This window comes from Blastococcus sp. MG754426 (genome assembly GCF_021699055.1).
Taxonomy (GTDB): Bacteria; Actinomycetota; Actinomycetes; order Mycobacteriales; family Geodermatophilaceae; genus Blastococcus.
Window position 1 is genome coordinate 34,416 of record NZ_SSXC01000022.1, and the last position, 17,788, is coordinate 52,203.

15 protein-coding genes and 1 pseudogene are annotated in these 17,788 nt (G+C 76.6%); 8 read left to right on the forward strand and 8 right to left on the reverse strand.

Going from position 1 to position 17,788, the window contains the following annotated elements; genetic code table 11:
• The first annotated feature begins 241 nt into the window (after positions 1–241).
• Positions 242–1,300, forward strand: coding sequence for an MFS transporter (locus tag E9549_RS09885; RefSeq protein WP_236826369.1), 1,059 nt, complete (start codon positions 242–244; stop codon positions 1,298–1,300).
• Positions 1,301–1,307: 7 nt separating this feature from the next.
• On the opposite strand, the gene larC is transcribed toward E9549_RS09885, so the two are convergent.
• From larC to E9549_RS09900, 3 genes are all read right to left on the reverse strand, one after another.
• Complete coding sequence (gene larC / locus E9549_RS09890; protein WP_236826370.1) at positions 1,308–2,513, reverse strand: nickel pincer cofactor biosynthesis protein LarC; 1,206 nt, start codon at positions 2,511–2,513, stop codon at positions 1,308–1,310.
• Positions 2,510–5,083 (reverse strand): diguanylate cyclase domain-containing protein, encoded by a 2,574-nt coding sequence (locus tag E9549_RS09895; RefSeq protein ID WP_236826371.1) that lies wholly within the window; start codon positions 5,081–5,083, stop codon positions 2,510–2,512. Before E9549_RS09895 ends, larC begins: the two co-directional genes overlap by 4 nt.
• 101 nt (positions 5,084–5,184) lie before the next feature.
• On the reverse strand, positions 5,185–6,858 hold the full coding sequence (locus tag E9549_RS09900; protein WP_236826372.1) for a GGDEF domain-containing protein: 1,674 nt from the start codon (positions 6,856–6,858) through the stop codon (positions 5,185–5,187).
• A gap of 107 nt (positions 6,859–6,965) precedes the next feature.
• On the opposite strand from E9549_RS09900, the gene pheA reads away from it, so the two are divergent.
• Together pheA and E9549_RS09910 are read left to right on the forward strand one after the other, a co-directional pair.
• The gene (gene pheA / locus E9549_RS09905) at positions 6,966–7,913 is read left to right on the forward strand and encodes a prephenate dehydratase (RefSeq protein WP_236826373.1); all 948 of its coding nucleotides are present in this window, start codon (positions 6,966–6,968) and stop codon (positions 7,911–7,913) included.
• Positions 7,914–7,936: 23 nt separating this feature from the next.
• Positions 7,937–8,209, forward strand: coding sequence for a hypothetical protein (locus E9549_RS09910; RefSeq protein WP_236826374.1), 273 nt, complete (start codon positions 7,937–7,939; stop codon positions 8,207–8,209).
• Positions 8,210–8,215: 6 nt separating this feature from the next.
• Here E9549_RS09910 and E9549_RS09915 read toward each other — a convergent pair whose 3' ends face one another.
• Both E9549_RS09915 and E9549_RS09920 read right to left on the reverse strand, forming a co-directional pair.
• Positions 8,216–9,103 carry a ketopantoate reductase family protein gene (locus E9549_RS09915; protein ID WP_236826375.1) on the reverse strand — a complete coding sequence of 296 codons (888 nt, stop codon included), beginning with the start codon at positions 9,101–9,103 and terminating at the stop codon, positions 8,216–8,218.
• A 37-nt stretch (positions 9,104–9,140) separates the two neighbouring features.
• Positions 9,141–11,303, reverse strand: coding sequence for an MMPL family transporter (locus E9549_RS09920; protein WP_236826376.1), 2,163 nt, complete (start codon positions 11,301–11,303; stop codon positions 9,141–9,143).
• Positions 11,304–11,380: 77 nt separating this feature from the next.
• On the opposite strand from E9549_RS09920, the gene E9549_RS09925 reads away from it, so the two are divergent.
• Entirely contained in the window at positions 11,381–11,869 is a 489-nt protein-coding gene (locus tag E9549_RS09925) for a MarR family winged helix-turn-helix transcriptional regulator (protein ID WP_236826377.1), read from the forward strand.
• Here the strand turns inward: E9549_RS09925 and E9549_RS09930 are convergent.
• The 3 genes from E9549_RS09930 to E9549_RS09940 all read right to left on the reverse strand — a co-directional run bounded on the left by E9549_RS09930 (position 11,860) and on the right by E9549_RS09940 (position 14,053).
• Positions 11,860–12,189, reverse strand: a complete 330-nt coding sequence (locus E9549_RS09930; RefSeq protein ID WP_236826378.1) for a co-chaperone GroES — start codon at positions 12,187–12,189, stop codon at positions 11,860–11,862. The two genes, E9549_RS09925 and E9549_RS09930, sit on opposite strands and share 10 nt — an antisense overlap.
• 86 nt (positions 12,190–12,275) lie before the next feature.
• Positions 12,276–12,623, reverse strand: coding sequence for a metallopeptidase family protein (locus tag E9549_RS09935; RefSeq protein ID WP_236826379.1), 348 nt, complete (start codon positions 12,621–12,623; stop codon positions 12,276–12,278).
• Positions 12,620–14,053: a GuaB1 family IMP dehydrogenase-related protein gene (locus E9549_RS09940; RefSeq protein ID WP_236826380.1), complete on the reverse strand. Its 1,434-nt coding sequence runs from the start codon at positions 14,051–14,053 to the stop codon at positions 12,620–12,622. Before E9549_RS09940 ends, E9549_RS09935 begins: the two co-directional genes overlap by 4 nt.
• A 287-nt stretch (positions 14,054–14,340) precedes the next feature.
• Here E9549_RS09940 and serS point away from each other — a divergent pair, with 287 nt between their 5' ends.
• The 4 genes and pseudogenes from serS to E9549_RS09960 form a co-directional block, all read left to right on the forward strand.
• Positions 14,341–15,636 carry a serine--tRNA ligase gene (serS, locus tag E9549_RS09945; protein WP_236826381.1) on the forward strand — a complete coding sequence of 432 codons (1,296 nt, stop codon included), beginning with the start codon at positions 14,341–14,343 and terminating at the stop codon, positions 15,634–15,636.
• A complete protein-coding gene (locus E9549_RS09950) occupies positions 15,633–16,544 on the forward strand; it encodes an HAD family hydrolase (RefSeq protein ID WP_236826382.1) in 912 nt (303 codons plus the stop codon). Before serS ends, E9549_RS09950 begins: the two co-directional genes overlap by 4 nt.
• A gap of 11 nt (positions 16,545–16,555) precedes the next feature.
• Positions 16,556–17,359: an HAD family hydrolase gene (locus E9549_RS09955; RefSeq protein WP_236826383.1), complete on the forward strand. Its 804-nt coding sequence runs from the start codon at positions 16,556–16,558 to the stop codon at positions 17,357–17,359.
• Between the two features lie 143 nt (positions 17,360–17,502).
• Positions 17,503–17,788: pseudogene (locus tag E9549_RS09960) on the forward strand (MCP four helix bundle domain-containing protein); the annotation flags it as partial.

The following is a 17,788-nucleotide window of genomic DNA, read 5'->3' on the forward strand; positions in this document are numbered from 1 at the left end:
GCTTCCGGTCCGTCCAGTTTCGCAACGGCGCGCACGCTACGGCGGTTGAGCCCCGGCGTGTCACTTCCCCCGCACGGGTCATCCGCGTCCGGCGGTTTCCCGTGGAACACCGGTGCGCTCGGGCCGTCCCGGGTCTACCGTGCCGGTCATGCGCCGACATTGATCCGCACCGCCCCCGCTGCCCCCGGCGGCCAGACCGCTCACCCGCCTGGCCATCGGCTGGGCCGCGCTGTCGGAGTGGGTGCCGCTGTACCCGCTCTACGCCCTGCTGTTCCTCGACGCCGGGGTCTCCGCCGCCGAGCTGTCGCTGCTGTTCGGCCTCTGGTCGGTCACCGGCCTGCTGGCCGAGGTCCCGGCCGGGCTGCTCGCCGACCGGTGGTCCCGCCGGGGCGTGCTGGCCCTCGCGGGCGTGCTGCAGGCGGCGGCCTTCGCCCTGTGGACGGCGACCCCCTCGACCGGCGCCTTCGCGGCCGGGTTCGTGCTGTGGGGCCTGGCCGGTGCCGGCACGTCGGGCACCGCGGAGGCGCTCGTGCACGACGGGCTGGCCGCGGTCGGCGCGGCGGGCTGCTTCGCCCGGGTGAACGCCGCCATGACCGCCGCCGAGCTGCTCGTGCAGGTGCCGACGGCGCTGGCGGCGACCGCCCTGCACGCCCTCGGCGGTTTCCCGCTGGTCGGCTGGGCGAGCGCCGCCGTCTGCCTGGCCGCCGCCGGCCTCGCCCTCCGGTTCCCCGAGGCCGTGGCCGGCGGCGCGGACGACGAGGAGCCCGCCGCGCGCCCGGGCGTCGCGCTGCGCCGCCCCGCCCTGCTGGCCGCCGTCGTGGCCGTGGCGCTGGTCGGCGGGCTGGACGGGGTGGAGGAGTACTTCCCGGTGCTGGTGGCCGACCGCGGCGTGCCCGCGGTGGCGGTGCCGGTGGCGGTGCTGGCCGTCTCGCTCGCCGGGGCCGCCGGCGCGGCGGCGGGCGGGCGGCTGGTGCGGCCGCCGGGCCGGCTGCTGGGGGCGCTGCTCCTGGCGGCGGGCGCGGGGCTGCTGCTGGCCGCGGCGACGGCGGGCCTGCTGGTGGTCGCCGTGCTCGCCGTGGCCTACGGCGTCTACCTGGCGGTGCTGGTGGCCGCGGAGGCCGAGCTGCAGCGGCGGATCAGCGGGCCGTACCGGGCGACGATCACCTCGGTGGCCGGGGTGGGCGTGGAGCTGTCCTCGCTGCTGGTGTTCGCCGCGTGGGCGGTGGGCGGCGCGGGCGCCGTCGGGCTGCTCGTGCTCGCGGTGGGACCGGTGGCGGCTGCCGGGCTGCGGGCGCGGTGAGCCGGGATCAACCCCAGAGCGGGGGCGGCGCGGCGCGCGGGCCCACCGGGTGGGCCGCCTCCGCGGCGGCCGTGGCGGCCCGCAGCACCTCCTTGACCGGCAGCTCGCGGGCGCGGGCCAGCGCGGCGACGTCCTCGTACTCGACGCTCACGTTGACCACCTCACCGCCGGAGACGGCGAGCTTCACGCCGACCGGGGCGCCGAGCACCTCCACGGTGGCCTGCACCCGCTCCAGGGCGACCTTCCCGACCTCGACCACCCGCAGCCCGATGGTCGACGTCGTCGCGAAGACCGCGGCCTGCACGGCGGGCACGACCTCGGGCCGGCAGAGGACCGACAGGGTGTGCGCCGGGCGGCCCTTCTTCATCAGGATCGGGGTGAGCCACGCGTCGGACGCGCCCGCGGCGAGGAGGTCGTCGAGGACGCCGGGCCACACCCGCGGGTCGAGGTCGTCGACGTTGGCCTCGAGCACGACCGGGCGGGCCGGCGCGGGGTCGCCGGCGTGGCCCAGGACCAGCCGGACGACGTTGGGCTGCTGCTCGGGGTCGCGCGCGCCGGCGCCCACGCCGACCCGCTCGACGCGGAGGGCGGGCAGCGTCGTCCACTCCTCCACCCGGGCGGCGAGCAGCGCGGCGCCGGTGGGCGTGCACGTCTCCGCCGGGACCGCCCCGGCGTGCACCGGCGCCCCGGCGAGCAGTTCCAGCACGGCCGGGCCGGGGACGGGGACGACGCCGTGCGACCCGCGCGCCGTGCCGCTGCCCAGCGCGACGGGCGACGCGGTCAGCCGCGACAGGCCCAGGTGCTCGAAGGCGGCGACCACGCCCACCACGTCGGCCAGGGCGTCCAGCGCGCCGACCTCGTGGAAGTGCACCTCCGCCGGGTCGACGCGGTGCACCCGGCCCTCCGCGACGGCCAGCCGCTCGAACACGTCGAGCGCGCCGTCGCGCACCGGTGCCGGCAGCGCCGCGGACCGGAGCAGCTCCCGGACGTCGGCCCAGGTGCGCCGCACGTCCGACGGCGGGGCGTGCACGTGCACCCGGGTGGCGCCGAGGCCGTGCCGGGTGACCTGCTCGGTGGTCAGCCGCACCGGCTCGACCGGCAGCGCGGCCACCGCCCGCGCCGGCACGTCCAGCGGCACCCCGGCGTCGACCAGGGCACCCAGCAGCATGTCCCCCGAGGCGCCCGCCGCCAGGTCCAGCCACCCGATGGTCATGACGACGTCCGCGCGCTCCTGCGTGCGACGCGGGCGGCGAAGATGCCGGCCGAGCAGCCGTCGTCCACCGCGGTGACGACGACACCGGAGCCCGCCGGGTGCAGCATCGACACCAGCGCGCCCAGCCCGCCCAGCCCGCCGGGGTGCGCGGCCGACGTCGGGACCGCCACCACCGGCACGTCGGTGCGGGCGGCGATCGAGGAGACCTGCGCGGCGTCGGCGCCGGCGACGACGACCAGGCAGTCGGCGTCCTCCGGGAGCGGGTCGCCCTCGACCAGCACCACCTCGGTGCCCGCGACCCGGGCCACGAAGGCGGCCTCCGCGGTGGCGACGGGGTCGGCCCCGTCGGTGCGCAGCACGGCGGTGCGGCCGGCCGGCCGCGGCAGCGGGCCGACGGCGGCGGCCTCCGCGGCGCCGTCCACGGTGGTGCCGGAGCCGTGCTCGGTGGCCAGCGCCACCAGGGTCGAGGGTGCCGCCCGGACGACGAGCACCGGGCGGTCGGGGGTGTCGCGCCGGGCGTCGCGGACGAGGGCCAGCACCTGCTCGGTGCTGCGGCCGGCTGCCCGGACCACCGCCGGGCCGACCTCCTCGGCGGGGCGGCGCACGGTCGCATCGGGCACGAGGAGCGGCTCGCCCGGGTGGGGACGCCCCAGCGGGGGGTGCGGCTCGCCCAGCAGCGCGGCGAACCCGGCGGCCTCCTCGCGGACGGCGGCGACGGCGCGGGCGGCGTCGCCGTCCGGGGTGGTCCGCGGGGCCGGCGTCCCGGGTGCGGGGGCCGGGGCGGCGCCGTCGGCCGCCCGGGTCTGGGTGAGCGCGGAGAGCCGGACGACGCGGTCGCGGCCGCTGCGCTTGGCGTCGTAGAGCACGCCGTCGGCGGCGGCGAACAGGGTCTTGCGGTCGTCGCCCCGGGTGGCCGAGGCGATGCCGGCGCTGATGGTCACCGGGACGTCGAGGCCGAGGTCCACCCACGGGTAGCGCGCGACCGCGGCCCGGATGCGCTCCAGCGCCCGCTCACCCTGCTCCGCGGTGGTCTCGGGCAGCAGGATGACGAACTCGTCGCCGGCCCAGCGGCACACCTCGTCGGTGTCGCGCACGCCGGCGACCAGCAGCTCGCCGACGGTGCGCAGCACGGCGTCGCCGGCCGGGTGCCCGGCGGTGTCGTTGATCGCCTTGAAGTTGTCGACGTCGACCACGGCCAGCGCCGGCACGTCGCCGGCGGCGAGCAGCCCGTCCAGCCGCGCCTCGGCGTAGCGCCGGTTGGGCAGGTGGGTGAGCGGGTCCTCGTAGGCCTGCCGGCGCAGCTGCCCGGCGGCGCGCTCGGTCTCCAGCAGGCTCTTGCGCCGGCCGAACAGCTCCACCCAGCGGGTGCGCCGCTCGTCGACCCGGTCCAGCTCGTCGGCCAGGTAGGCCTGCAGGTACGGCAGCGCCCGCCCGGCGTCGTCGAGGTCGGCGTGCAGGGTGCACAGCTCGCGGAGCGCGGCCCGGCGCACCCGGGGCAGTCCGTGCTCGGTGGCCAGGGTGAGCGCGGCGACCAGGTGCTCGTCGGCCGCCCGCCCCTCGCCCTGCCGGCGCAGCGCCCGGCCCAGGGCGAGCTCGGCGGAGGCGGTGCGGTCGCGGTCGGCGGTGGCGGTCGCCTGCCGGACGGCGGCGCGGAGCGGCCCGACCGCCGCCACCTGCTCGCCCATGCCCACCAGGGCCCACCCGTGCACGACCTGGGCCGCCACGACGCCGGGCGACTCCGGCGGCAGCTGCACCAGCGCCTGCTCGGCCAGCGCGCGTGCCTCGGCGAAGTAGGGCGCGGCGGACTCGGGGGCGCCGTCGTCCAGGAGCCCCTCGCCGAGCTCGGCGCACAGCTCCCCGAGCCGGGTGGCGGCCACGGCGACGAGCACGTCGCGGTCGGGCTCCGCGGCGGGGCCGGCCGCGACCGCCTGCGCGGCCTCCAGCGCGCGCCGCTGGTAGTCCAGCGCCAGCGGCATGAGCTCCAGGTCGGCGAGCACCCCGGCCAGCGTGCCCAGCGTGTCGACCAGCAGCGGGCTGGGGGTGAGCTCCGGGTCGAGCAGGCTCGCGGCCTCCACCGCCTCGTCCATCGCGGCGTCGATGCGCCGCGAGAGCAGCTCGATGCGCGCGTGCCGAGCGAGGCCCGCGGCCCGCTGGAGGGCGTCGTCGGCGGCGTCGAACGCGGCCTTCGCCGAGCGGACCAGCGCGATCGCGAGGGCGGCGCGGGAGGCCTGCTCCGCGCGCGGGTCGGCGTCCGGGTCGTCGGGGGAGCCGTCGATCAGCCCGGCGACACCGGCGTGCAGGTCGAGGGCGGGCCCTGCGGGGGAGACGGGCTCACCCACGAGGGTGAACCCGGCGACGCGCAGCCGGCGCACCAGGAGCTCGGCGCGCAGCGTGTCGGCCCACGCGCGGCCCAGCGACGCCGGGGCGCCCTCGGGCGCGTCGGGCGCAGGAGTGGCGGCGACGTAGGGCGAGGGGTCCCGCTCGACCCCGGCGAGCAGCCGCTCGGCGTCGTCGAGCTGCCAGTTGCTGAGGGCGGCGGTCACCCGCTGGTGCAGGGCTCCCGGTGGCACGAGCGCACTGTGCATGTCGTCACCGAGCGTGTCGAGGACGTCACGGGAAACGCGCCGTCCCCCGTCCGACGCGTCCCTCCCGTCCCACGCGTGCAGCGTGGTCACCCGCCCGCCCCCCGGTCCGGGGGAGCCTCGGCGGGGCCGTGCGCGCGCACCCGGTTGCGGCCCAGGCGCTTGGCGGAGAACAGGTGCAGGTCGGCGGTGTCGAACAGCGACCGCCAGCCGGCGACCGGGCTGGGCTGGCCCTCGGCCGCCGCCGGCGCCGTCGCCACGCCGATGCTGACCGTCACCGGCGACGAGAGCTCCAGGTCGCCCCAGTCGGCCCCGGCGACGGCCGACCGCAGCCGCTCCATGACCACCACGGCCTGGGCCTCGGTGGCGGTGGGCAGCACCACGAGGAACTCGTCACCGGCCCAGCGGTAGACCTCGTCCCCGGTGCGGCTGTGCTCGCGCAGCAGGTCGGCCACCCGCCGCAGCACGGCGTCGCCGTGGGTGTGCGAGGTGTCGTCGTTGACCTTCTTGAACCGGTCGACGTCGACGACGGCCAGCGACAGCGGCTCCTCGCCCAGCCGCATCGAGCCCAGCCGGCGCTCGGCGCTGCGCCGGTTGCCCAGCCCGGTGAGCGGGTCCTCCAGCGCGTGCCGGCGCAGCACCGCCTCCTGCCGCTCGGCCTCGCGCAGCCGGCTGCGGCGCACGAACATCTCCGCCCACAGCTCCCGGCTGCGGGCGTGCGCGCGGCCGGTGTCGGCGCGGTAGGCCTCCAGCCAGTGCAGCGCCTCCGCGGGGCGGCCCAGGTCGGCGTTGCCCTGCCCCAGCTCCAGCAGGCTCTGCCGGTAGCGGCGGCGGTCGCCGGCGGCCGCGAACGCCCCGGACGCGTCGACCAGCAGGTCGATGGCCTCCTCGCCGGGGGCGGTGCGGCCGTCGCGCGCGGCCACGGCCGAGAGCACGCGGGCCAGCGCCAGGTCGGCGTACCCGCGCAGCCACAGCCCGCCGTCCCGCTGCAGCGCCCGCCGGACCCGGCGGAGCGGCCCCAGCGCGGCGTCGGGGTCGCCGCTGCACATCAGCGCCCAGGCCTGCACGACGTCGAGCAGGTCGGCGTCGGCCTGCTCGGGGGACCAGTCCAGCTCGCGCGCGGCGGTGGCGCAGGTGATCGCCTCGCCGGCCAGCTCGGCGGCGCGCTCGGCCTCCCCGCGGCGGCGCATGGTCTGGGCGAGCTCGACGTGCTGGCGGGCCGCGAGCAGGAGCAGCAGCCCGCGGTCGCCGACGTCGGGCAGCGCCGCGGCGACCTGGTGCCCGCGGACCGCGTGGTGGACGGCGAGCTCCTCTAGGTCCAGGGCGGAGAGGGTCAGCGACAGCCAGCGGTGCGCCTGCAGCAGGGCGCGGGAGGGCGGCAGCGACGGGCTGTCGGTGAGCAGGCTGGCGTCGACGGCGAGCAGCATCGCGGCGTCGAGGTGGTCGGCGGTCGTCTCGACGTGCGCCAGGTAGGCCATCAGCAGCGCCGTCCCGGCGGACACGGGGCAGGCGTCGAGCTGCTCGCGGGCCGCGGCGATCGCGGACGACGCCGCGGCGGTGTCGCCGTCCACCAGGGCGCGCCGGGCGCCGAAGGCGTGCCGCCAGGCCTGCCAGGTCGGCCAGGAGGTCTCGGGGAAGGCCTCGTCGACCCGGTCGGCGAGGGCGAGGAACGGGGCGGGGTCCTCCCGGTCGCTGGCGTCGAGCAGCCGCCAGAGGGCGCTCTGCAGGTCGCCGGGGGCGACGCGGGCCGGTCCGGGGCTCACGCATCCCTCCCTCCGCGGCGGGGCCCCGGAGGGCCGGTGGTACCGGTCCCCGGCACCCCTACCCGGGCCGGGCGACCACGTCGTTCCGTGCGCACTACCCTCGTCGGATGCCCGGGATGCCACCCAGTCCGCCGCCGACGCGGTTCGCCTACCTGGGGCCCGAGGGTACCTTCGCCGAAGCGGCCCTGAGCAGGGCGATCGCCACCGCCGGGGGACGGCGGGACCCCCACCCGAGTGTCGCCGCGGCGCTGGCGGCCGTCCGTTCGGGGGACGCCGACGCCGCCCTCGTGCCGCTGGAGAACTCCGTCGAGGGGTCGGTGCCGGCGACCATGGACGGGCTGGCCGACGGCGACCCGCTGGTGATCACCCGCGAGGTGTACCTGGAGGTGGCGTTCGTCCTCGCCGTCCGGCCGGGGACATCGCTCTCCGACGTCCGGTCGGTCGCCAGCCACCCGCACGCCCTCGCCCAGACCACCGGGCGGCTGGCCGGGCTGCTGCCGGGGATCCGGCCGCTGCCCACCGCCTCGACCGCCGCGGCCGCGGCGGCGGTGGCCGCCGGCGAGGTGGACGCCGCCGTCTGCGCGGCGATCGCGGCGGAGCGGTACGGGCTCGAGGTCCTCGCCGACGACGTCGCCGACACCGCGGGCGCCGTCACCCGGTTCGTGCTGGTCCGGCCGCCCGGCCGGCTGCCCGCGCCGACCGGCAACGACAAGACCTCGCTGACCGTCGTCGTCGGGGACCGCACCGGGGCGCTGCTGGACGTGCTGCGCGAGTTCGCCGTCCGCGACATCAGCCTGACCCGCATCGAGTCGCGGCCCACCCGGCAGCGGCTCGGCGTCTACTCGTTCTCCCTCGACTGCGAGGGGCACGTCGCCGACGCGCGGGTGGGCGAGGCGCTGGCCGCGCTGCACCGGGTGTGCGACGACGTCCGCTTCCTCGGGTCCTACGCCCGCGCCGACGGCCGGGAGAACCGGGCGGTGCCGCCGGGGTCCTCCGACGCGGCGTTCGTCGAGGCCGGGGAGTGGCTGGCCGGGGTCCGCGCCGGCGGCAGCTGAGCCGCGGCGCGATCGAGCTGGGCGTGCTGCAGGGGCTGTACGTGCTGTTCCTGCTGCCGTGGTCGATGGTCGCCGTCGGCGGGGTCATGGCGGCGGGCAGCGCGGGCACCACGCTCGCGGCGCTGCTGGTCTACGCCTGGTTCGGCTACCCGTTCGTCGCCGTGGGGACGGCGGTCACCGCCTGGGTGCTGTTCGGCACCCGCCACGAGGTCGCCGCCCGCTGGGTGAACCGGGTCCCGCTGCTCTGGGTGGTCGTCGGCGGTGCCGTGCTGACCTGGGTCTCCACCGCCGGCTGAGCCCGATCAGTGCAGGCGGGCGCGCAGCTCCTCGACGATCAGCCGGGTGGCCGGGACGTCGACGCCGTGCCGGTCGGCCGCCCGCAGCACCGCGCCGCCGATCGCCTCCAGCTCGGTGGGCAGCCCCGCCTCGGCGTCGCGCTGCATCGACGAGCGCATGCCGCCGGGCAGCGACCAGGCGAACTCCTGCGTCGCCGCGGCGTCGCCGGCGGCCCCCTCGGCCCGCGCCACCGCGGCCACCTCGGCGATGACGGCGGTGAACTCCGCGCCGTGCTGCTCGCGGACGGCGCCCAGGTCGGCCGCGTGCCGCGTGGTCAGCAGCGCCATGGGGGCCAGGAAGCAGAGCTTGTCCCACAGCAGGCCGGCCTCGTCCGGGCGGACGGCGACGTCCACCCCGGCCGCGGTCAGGGCAGCGGCCAGCGGCTCGGCGCCCGGGGCGAGCTGCACCGCGCACAGCTGCCCCTCGTGCCGGATCTCGCCCGGCGCGGGGCGGGAGGCGAAGACACGGATGGTGCCGGCGACCACCCGCGCGGCCGGGTAGCGCCCGCGCAGCGCGGCCAGGTGCTCGACGCCGTTGAGCAGCGGCACGACGACGGCGCCGCCCAGCGCCCCGGCCGGCACGCGGTCGAGCGCCTCGTCCAGCTGGGTGGCCTTCGTCGTCACCAGCAGCACGTCGACCGGCCCGTCCAGCCGCTCGGCGCCGCGGACCCGGGCCGTCAGCTCGCCGTACCGGTCGCTGGTCACGTGCAGGCCCTGCTCGCCAAGGTGCGCGGCGGTCGCCGGCCGGGCCAGGCAGGTGACCGCGTGCCCCGCCCGCGCCAGCAGGGCGGCCAGCAGCCCGCCGACGCCGCCCGGTCCGAGCACCGCGATCCGGAGCTGCTCCGCAGAGGTCACGCCCCCAGCCTGTCACCCCGGCGCCCCCGCCCCGCGATCACGGTGCCGGGACCGCTCGCGGGCTCCGACCGGTGGTCACGGCGCCGTGCTCGCGCGGGGGCGGCGCGGTGGGGCCCTGCGCGAGCTTTCCGGGCCACCACACCGTGTCGCCGATCAGGTGCACGGCCGCCGGCACGAGCAGCGACCGGACGACGAACGTGTCGAGCAGGACGCCGAAGCCGACGAGGAAGCCGAGCTGGATGAGGATGACCAGCGGCAGCACGGTGAGCGCGCCGAAGGTGGCCGCCAGCACGAGCCCGGCGCTCGTGATGACCCCGCCGGTGACCGCCAGCGACCGCAGCACGCCCTCGCGCGCCCCGTGCCGGACCGACTCCTCCCGGGCCCGGGTCATCAGGAAGATGTTGTAGTCGATCCCCAGCGCGACCAGGAACACGAACCCGATGAGCAGCACCTGCGGGTCGCTGCCCGGGAAGTCGAAGAGGTGCTCGAAGACCAGCGCGGCGACCCCCACCGTCGCCGCGGTGCTCAGCGCGGTCGTCGCCACCAGCAGCAGCGGCGCCACGACCGCCCGGAGCAGCAGGGCCAGGACCACGGTGATCACCAGCAGCACCAGCGGCACGATCACCGCCAGGTCGCGCGCGGCGGTCTCCTGCGTGTCCAGGTCCTGGGCGGTGGAGCCGCCGACGAGGGCCTCCGGGTCGATGCCGCCCACCGCCGTCCGCAGCTGCGCGACGGTGTCCTGCGCGGCCTCGCTGTCCGGGGCGTCGGCGAGGGTGGCGTCGAGCCGGACCAGCCCGTCCACGTCGACCGGCTCGGCGTCCCCGGCCCCGGGCGGACCGCCCGGCTCGCCGGTGAACGGCGCCACCCCGGCGACGCCGTCGACCTGGGACGCGGCCTCGGCGACGGCGGGCCAGCCGTCGGCCGGGGTGATGATCACCGCGGGGCTGGCGGAGCCGGCCTCGTAGTGGCGGGCCAGCGCCTCCTGGCCGGCGCCGGACTCGGAGCCGCCGCGTACCGCCTCCGACAGCGGGATGCCGTCCGCGTCGAAGGCCGGGAGGAAGAGCGCCATGACGACGAGGAGGGCGCCGCTGCCGGCGAGGTACCGGCCCGGGCGGCGGCCGACCGAGGAGGCCACCCGCTCCCAGCCGCGCCCGCGGGCGTGCTCCTCGCCGTACTTCGGGCGGAACGGCCAGAACGCCGCGCGGCCCAGCAGCACGAGCACGGCCGGCAGGAAGGTGAGGGCGGCCAGCATGGCGAAGGCGATGCAGACCGCGGAGATCGGGCCGAGGGCGCGGTTGGAGCCCAGGTCGGAGAAGAGCAGGCAGAGGACGCCGAGGATGACCGTGCCGCCCGAGGCGAGGACCGGCTCCCACGACTGCCGCAGTGCCACCCGCATCGCGGCGGCCGGGGACTGCTCGCGGCGCAGCTCCTCGCGGTAGCGGGCGACCAGCAGCAGCCCGTAGTCGGTGGCCGCGCCGACGACCAGGATCGAGGCGATGCCCTGGCTCTGGCCGTTGACGGTGATCCAGCCCTGGTCGGCCAGGAAGTAGGCGACCGCGAGCGAGACGACCAGGGCCAGGCCGGCGGTGCCGATGACCAGCAGCGGCAGCAGCGGGCTGCGGTAGACGACCAGCAGGATGAGCAGGACGACGCCGAACGCGGCGACCAGCAGCAGCCCGTCGATGCCGGAGAAGCCCTCGGCGAAGTCGGAGAAGATGGCGCCGGGGCCGGTCACGTACGCGGTCGTGCCGTCGATCCCGGGCAGGTCGCGCAGGTCGCCGATGACCTCGGGGAGCGCCTCGCCCAGGTCCGGGTCGAAGGGCAGGACGGCCTGGAGCGCCTCGCCGTCCTCGGACGGGATCGGCGGGGACGGCTGCCCCACCAGGGCGCCCGCCTGCTCCGCGATCGCGGCCGCCTCGTCGACCCGCTGCTGCGCCTCGGCCAGCGCGGCCCGGTCGAGGGCGCCGTCCTCGCTCTCCCAGAGCAGGATGACCGGCAGCGTGCGCTCGGTGCGGAACTGCTGCTGCAGCTCGGTGACGCGGGTGGACTCGGCGCTGTCGGGCAGGAAGGCGGCGGAGTCGTTCTCGGAGACCTCGGCCAGCTTGCCGCTGAACGAGCCCAGCGGGCCGGCCAGCCCCAGCCACAGCAGGGCGACGAGAGCGGGGAGGATCCAGCGGAGGGCTGAGGTGCGGCGCGGCATCGTGTTTCCTTGACGGTCGATCATCTCGATGATCGAGAGATTAGAGCGGTCCCGGGCCGCGCGCGAACGGAGGTGCGGTGGGCGAGGTCGATCCCGCGCGGCAGGAGCTGGCGCTGCTCCTTCGCCGGCTGACCGTGGAACTGGATGCAGTCGGCCAGCGGTTCGCCGGGCTGCACGGGCTGGGGCGCACCGACGTCCGGGCGCTGGTCGCGGTCATGGACGCCGCCCGCCGCGGGGAGGCGCTCACCGCCGGGCGGCTCGGCTCGGCCGTGGAGCTCAGCTCGGCCTCGGTGACCGCGCTGGTGGACCGCCTGGAGCGCGCCGGGCACCTGCGCCGGGTCCGGGACGACGCCGACCGCCGCCGGGTCACCCTGGAGATGTCACCGGAGGCCATGGCCGCGGGGGCGGAGTTCTTCGGCGGGCTGCAGCGGGACCTGCTGGTGGCGATGGAGGAGTTCTCCGACGACGAGCTCGCCGTCGTCCGCCGGTTCCTGACCGGGATGACCGGGGTGATCGAGGCGCACGCCCGCGAGACCCGGCCCGAACCCGGGGCGGCTCAGAGGTAGAGGCCGGTCGATTCCTCGATGCGCTCGGCGGCGACGGCGTGCACGTCCCGCTCGCGCAGGATCACCAGGTCCTCGCCGTGCACCTCGACCTCGTGCTGGTCCTCGGGCGAGAAGAGCACCTGGTCGCCGACCTTCACCTGGCGCACCGACGGCCCCACGCCCTTGGCCTCGCCCCACACCAGCCGCTTGGCCACCTGGGCGGTCGCCGGGATGAGGATGCCGCCGGTCGAGCGCCGCTCGCCGTCCTCCTTGCGCAGCGACACCAGGACGCGGTCGTGCAGCATCTTGATGGGCAGCCGGCCGGCGCTGTTCTCGGGCACGTCCTCGAACGCTACTAGGGCCCTCGGAGCGGCCGGGGCCGACGTGTGATCGGCCCCCGGGGCGTTATGTGCACAAAACGCCGCAGTCAGCCCCAGCCGAGCTCGTGGAGGCGGTCCTCCTCGATGCCGAAGTGGTGCGCGATCTCGTGGACGACGGTGATCGTGACCTCGTCGACGACGTCGTCCTCGGTCTCGCAGACGTCGCAGATCGCCTCGCGGTAGATCATGATCCGGTCCGGCAGCGCCCCGCCGTAGTCCCAGCCCCGCTCGGTCAGCGCGTAGCCCTCGTACAGGCCCAGCAGCTCGGGCTCGTCGGGGTTGCGGTCCTCGACCAGGACGACGACGTTGTCCAGCAGCGCCATCAGCTCGACCGGCACCTGGTCCAGCGCGTCGGCGACCAGCTCCTCGAACTGCTGGAGCGGGAGCGCGTTCACCAGTTGGTCGGCAGCGGCCGGCCCTCCTCGTAGCCGGCCGAGCTCTGCACCCCCAGCACCGCCCGCTCGTGCAGCTGGTCGACGGTGCGCGCGCCCGCGTAGGTGCAGGAGGAGCGCACGCCGGCCACGATCTGGTCGATCAGGTCCTCGACGCCGGGGCGCTGGGGGTCCAGGTACATCCGGGACGACGAGATGCCCTCCTCGAACAGCCCGGCCCGCGCCCGCTCGAACCCGGTCTGGGTCGCCGTCCGGGCCTTGACCGCCCGCGCCGACGCCATGCCGAAGGACTCCTTGTAGAGCCGGCCGCCGTCGTCGTGCACGTCGCCGGCGGACTCGTAGGTGCCGGCGAACCAGGAGCCGACCATCACGTTCGCCGCGCCGGCCGCGAGCGCGAGCGCGATGTCCCGGGGGTGCCGCACGCCGCCGTCGGCCCACACGTGCTTGCCGAGCGAGCGCGCCTCGGCGGCGCACTCCTCGACGGCGGAGAACTGGGGCCGGCCGACGCCGGTCATCATGCGGGTGGTGCACATGGCGCCGGGGCCCACGCCGACCTTGACGACGTCGGCGCCGGCCTCGATCAGGTCGCGCGTGCCCTGCGCGGTGACCACGTTGCCGGCGACGACCGGCGCGGCACCGGCCACCGAGCGGACCGCGCGGACCGCGCGGACCGCCTCGATCGCCTTCTCCTGGTGCCCGTGCGCCGTGTCGACCACCAGCACGTCCACCCCGGCGGCCAGCAGCGCGCCGGCCTTCCCGGCGACGTCGCCGTTGATGCCGACGGCGGCCGAGGTGAGCAGGTGGCCGCGGTCGTCCACGGCCGGGGTGTAGAGCGAGGAGCGCAGCGCGCCCTTGCGGGTGATGACGCCGACCAGCCGGTCACCCTCGACGACGGGCGCCGCGCTGACCCGCTCGCCGGAGAGCACGTCGAAGATCTTGGTGAGATCGGTGCCGGCCGGGATGGTCAGCGGCTCGCGGGTCATCACCTCGGAGAGCTGGGTGAACCGGTCGACCCCCTGGCACTGCCCGTCGGTGACGACGCCGACCGGGGCGCCGCCCTCGACGACCACGACGATGCCGTGCGCGCGCTTGGTCAGCAGTGACAGAGCCTCGCCCACCGTCGAGGTGGGGGAGAGGGTGATCGGGGTGTCGTAGACCGGGTGCCGGGTCTTGAGCCACGAGACGACCTCGGCGACGACGTCGACCGGGATGTCCTGCGGCAGGACGGCGAGGCCGCCGCGGCGGGCGACGGTCTCGGCCATGCGCCGGCCGGAGATCGCCGTCATGTTGGCGACGACGATCGGGATCGTGGTGCCCACGCCGTCGGGGGTGCGCAGGTCGACCTCCAGCCGCGACCCGACGGTCGAGTGCGCCGGCACCATGAAGACGTCGGCGTAGGTCAGGTCGTGCGAGGGCCGCTGCAGGAAGCGCATGGCGGCCATTGTCCCCGATCCGCAGGAACGCCCGGGGTGAGTCCGGGGCAGTAGCGCTCTGCCCCGCCGGTGTGGGCAGAGCGCGACTGCCCGGGGGTCTGCGGTGCCCCGCCGGCGGGTCGGCCGGGAGCGCCGCGGTGGCACGGTCGGGTAGGGACCCCGCGACGCCGGCGACGACGAGGTCCTGCCGAGCCGGTGCGCACGGGGGGACGCCCGGCGACGCCCTGCGTGCCCGCCGCGCCCTGCTGCCGGGCACGCCGCCCGGGCCCGGATGACACCATGGCTCCGTGATCGACCTGCGCCTGGTGCGGGAGCACCCCGACGTCGTCCGTGCCAGCCAGCGTGCCCGCGGCGCCGACGAGTCCCTGGTCGACGCGCTGCTGGCCGCCGACGCCGCCCGCCGCGACGCGGTGAAGCGGGGCGACGACCTGCGCGCCGAGCAGAAGAGCGCCTCGCAGGCGGTCAGGAAGGCGACCCCCGAGGAGCGCCCCGCCGTCCTGGAGCGGGCCAAGGCGCTGGCCGCCGAGGTGAAGGAGGCCGAGGAGGCGCAGCGCGCCGCCGAGGCCGCGCTGCGCGAGGTGCACCTGCGCATCCCCAACGTCGTCGCCGACGAGGTCCCGCCCGGCGGTGAGGACGACGCGGTGACGCTGCGCACCGTCGGCGAGGTGCCCACCTACGACTTCGAGCCCCGCGACCACATCGAGATCGGCGAGAAGCTCGGCGCGATCGACATGGAGCGCGGCGCCAAGGTCTCGGGCTCCCGCTTCTACTTCCTCACCGGCCCCGGCGCCCTGCTGGAGTTCGCGCTGGCCCAGCTGGCGATCAGCCGCGCCGTCGCCGCCGGCTTCACCCCGGTGGTGGCGCCCGCCCTGGTCAAGCCCAGCGCCATGGAGGGCACCGGGTTCCTCGGCGAGCACGACGAGGAGGTGTACCGGATCGAGCGGGACGACCTGTACCTCGTCGGCACCTCCGAGGTGGCGCTGGCCGGCATGCACTCCGGGGAGGTGCTCGACCTGGCGGGCGGGCCGAAGCGCTACGCCGGCTGGTCCTCCTGCTTCCGCCGGGAGGCCGGCTCCTACGGCAAGGACACCCGCGGCATCATCCGGGTGCACTGGTTCGACAAGGTCGAGATGTTCAGCTTCTGCCGGCCCGAGGACGCCGCGGCCGAGCACCTGCGGCTGCTGGCGTGGGAGGAGGAGTTCCTCCAGGCCCTGGAGCTGCCCTACCGCGTGGTCGACATCGCCGCCGGCGACCTCGGCACCAGCGCCACCCGCAAGTACGACATCGAGGCCTGGTTCCCCACCCAGGGCACCTACCGCGAGCTGACGTCGACGTCGGACTGCACCACCTTCCAGGCCCGCCGGCTGGGCATCCGCTACAAGGACGCCGAGGGCCGCAACCAGACCGCCGCCACCCTCAACGGCACGCTGTGCGCCATCGCCCGCACCATCGCCTGCCTGCTGGAGGTGCACCAGCGGGCCGACGGGTCGGTGCACGTGCCGGTCGCGCTGCGGCCCTGGCTGGGCGGGGTCGCGGAGCTCACCCCCGGCATGACGCTGGTGGCCCCGGTGCCGACCGCATGACGGGCACCACGCCGCGGGCCGTCCGCGCCCACGGTGTCCTCGAGGGGGCCGACACCGTCGTCGAGCTCGGCGACCTGGGCCCCTGGCGGCCCAAGCTGGTGGCCAGCGACCTCGACGGCACGCTGCTGGGCCCCGACGGCGAGGTCAGCCCCCGCACCCGCGCGGCGCTGGATGCCTGCTGGGACGCGGGGATCCCGGTCATCGGCGTCACCGGCCGCGGGCCCCGGCTGCTCGACAGCGTGCGGGTGGCGCTCGACGGCCGCGGCATCGCCGTCCTCTCGCAGGGCGGGTTCGTCGTCGACCTGGAGCGGGACGAGGTGCTGCGCACCGTCGCGCTCCCGCGGGGGCAGGCCGAGCGGGTGGTCGAGCAGATCGAGGCGGTGGCCGGCGACCTGCTCCTCGCCGTCGAGGACGCCGCCGAGCAGGGCGAGGTGCACGCCCGCCTGCGCGTGCAGCACGGCTTCGACTGGCCCTACCCGGAGCCCGCGCACTTGCTGCCGCGGGGGCGGGTGCTGCCCGAGCGCGCCGTGCTGAAGGTGTTCCTCCGCTCCTCGGCGCTCGGCCAGGACGAGCTGCTGGCCCGGGCCCGCTCCGTCGTCGACCCGGCCGACGCCGAGCTCACGCACGCGGGGCTGGGCTTCATCGAGGTGCTGCCCCCGGGGATCACCAAGGCCAGCGGGCTGGCGATGGCGCTGGAGCGCTACGGCGTCGGCTTCGGTGACGTGCTGGTGTTCGGCGACATGCCCAACGACCTGCCGATGCTCGCGGCGGTCAAGGACGCCGGTGGCCGGGCGGTCGCGGTGGCCAACGCGCACCCGGCGGTCAAGGCGCTGACCGCGGACCTGACCAGCGGGCACGAGGTCGACGGGGTCGCCCGCTACCTGGAGGCGGTGCTGGGCGATGTCTGACCGGTTGCGCGATGTCTGACTGGAAGCCGCGGCTGATCGCCAGCGACATGGACGGCACCCTGCTGCGCTGGGACGACACGGTGAGCGAGGCGACGGTCGCCGAGCTCGCGCGCTGGCGGGCCGACGGGGTGCCGGTCGTCCTGGCCACCGGCCGGCCGCCGCGCTGGATGCACCGCATCCGCGAGGTCCTGGGCACCGGCACCGCGGTGTGCTGCAACGGTGCGGTGCTGCTGGACCTCGAGCGGTTCGAGATCGTGCACGAGGAGCCGCTCGGGCCCGAGGTGCTCGAGTCGGTCACCACCGAGCTGCGGCGGCGCCAGCCCGACACCTGGTTCGCGGTCGAGTACGGCCTGGAGTTCCGTCACGAGCCGATCTACCGGCCGCGGTGGGACGTCGACGCGCCCGGTGTGGCCGAGGCGACGCTGGCGGAGATGGTCGCGCAGCCGGTCGCGAAGCTGCTGGCCCGGCACGAGTCGATGACCCGCGACACCTTCGTCCGCCTCGTCGACGAGGTCGTCGGGGACCGTGCCACGGTCACCACCTCCTCGACCGACGCGCTGGCCGAGATCTCCGCTCCCGGGGTGACCAAGGCGACAGGACTGGCGCGGGTCGCGGCCCGGCACGGTGTCGGGCCGGAGGACGTCGTCGTCTTCGGCGACATGCCCAACGACATCGCCGCCTTCGAGTGGGTGCGCGACGGCGGCGGCCGGGCGGTCGCGATGGCCCACGCCCACCCCGACCTGCTCGCCGTCGCCACCGACGTCACCGGCACCAACGAGGACGACGGCGTCGCGGCGTTCCTGGCCTCGCTCTGATCCGCCCCGCCGCTCGCCCCGCGCCCGCTCGCCGCCCGTCGGTGGAGTCGGTACACCGCTCGACTGCATTCCGGCCGATCGCCTACCGAAAGGGAGCACGACGGTCCTCGGAGGATCGACCGACCTCACGGAAGCGAGCAGGCATGGATCACGCGCACGACCCCGCGGCGACGGCTGAGCCGGGGACCGGCGAGACCCGGCGGGGGGTGTCCGGCATCGGACTGCGTGGCCGGCTGCTCGGCTCGATCCTCGTCGTCGCCCTCACCACGGTGGGCGTCGGCGCGTTCGGCATCCAGCGGATGTCGGTGATCAGCGACCAGGCGCAGCAGGTCTACGACCGCGGCGCCGTTCCCCTGAGCGCCCTGGAGAAGCTCGAGACCGACTGGTGGAAGCTCTCCACCAACGTGGCGCGGGCCGCCATCCCCACCC

Coding starts and splice junctions, on each gene's coding strand:
- larC (WP_236826370.1), bottom strand. CDS start 2,513: ATGACCATCGGGTGGCTGGACCTGGCGGCGGGCGCCTCGGGGGACATG.
- pheA (WP_236826373.1), top strand. CDS start 6,966: ATGCCCGGGATGCCACCCAGTCCGCCGCCGACGCGGTTCGCCTACCTG.
- E9549_RS09920 (WP_236826376.1), bottom strand. CDS start 11,303: ATGCCGCGCCGCACCTCAGCCCTCCGCTGGATCCTCCCCGCTCTCGTC.
- E9549_RS09940 (WP_236826380.1), bottom strand. CDS start 14,053: ATGCGCTTCCTGCAGCGGCCCTCGCACGACCTGACCTACGCCGACGTC.
- E9549_RS09950 (WP_236826382.1), top strand. CDS start 15,633: ATGACGGGCACCACGCCGCGGGCCGTCCGCGCCCACGGTGTCCTCGAG.
- E9549_RS09955 (WP_236826383.1), top strand. CDS start 16,556: ATGTCTGACTGGAAGCCGCGGCTGATCGCCAGCGACATGGACGGCACC.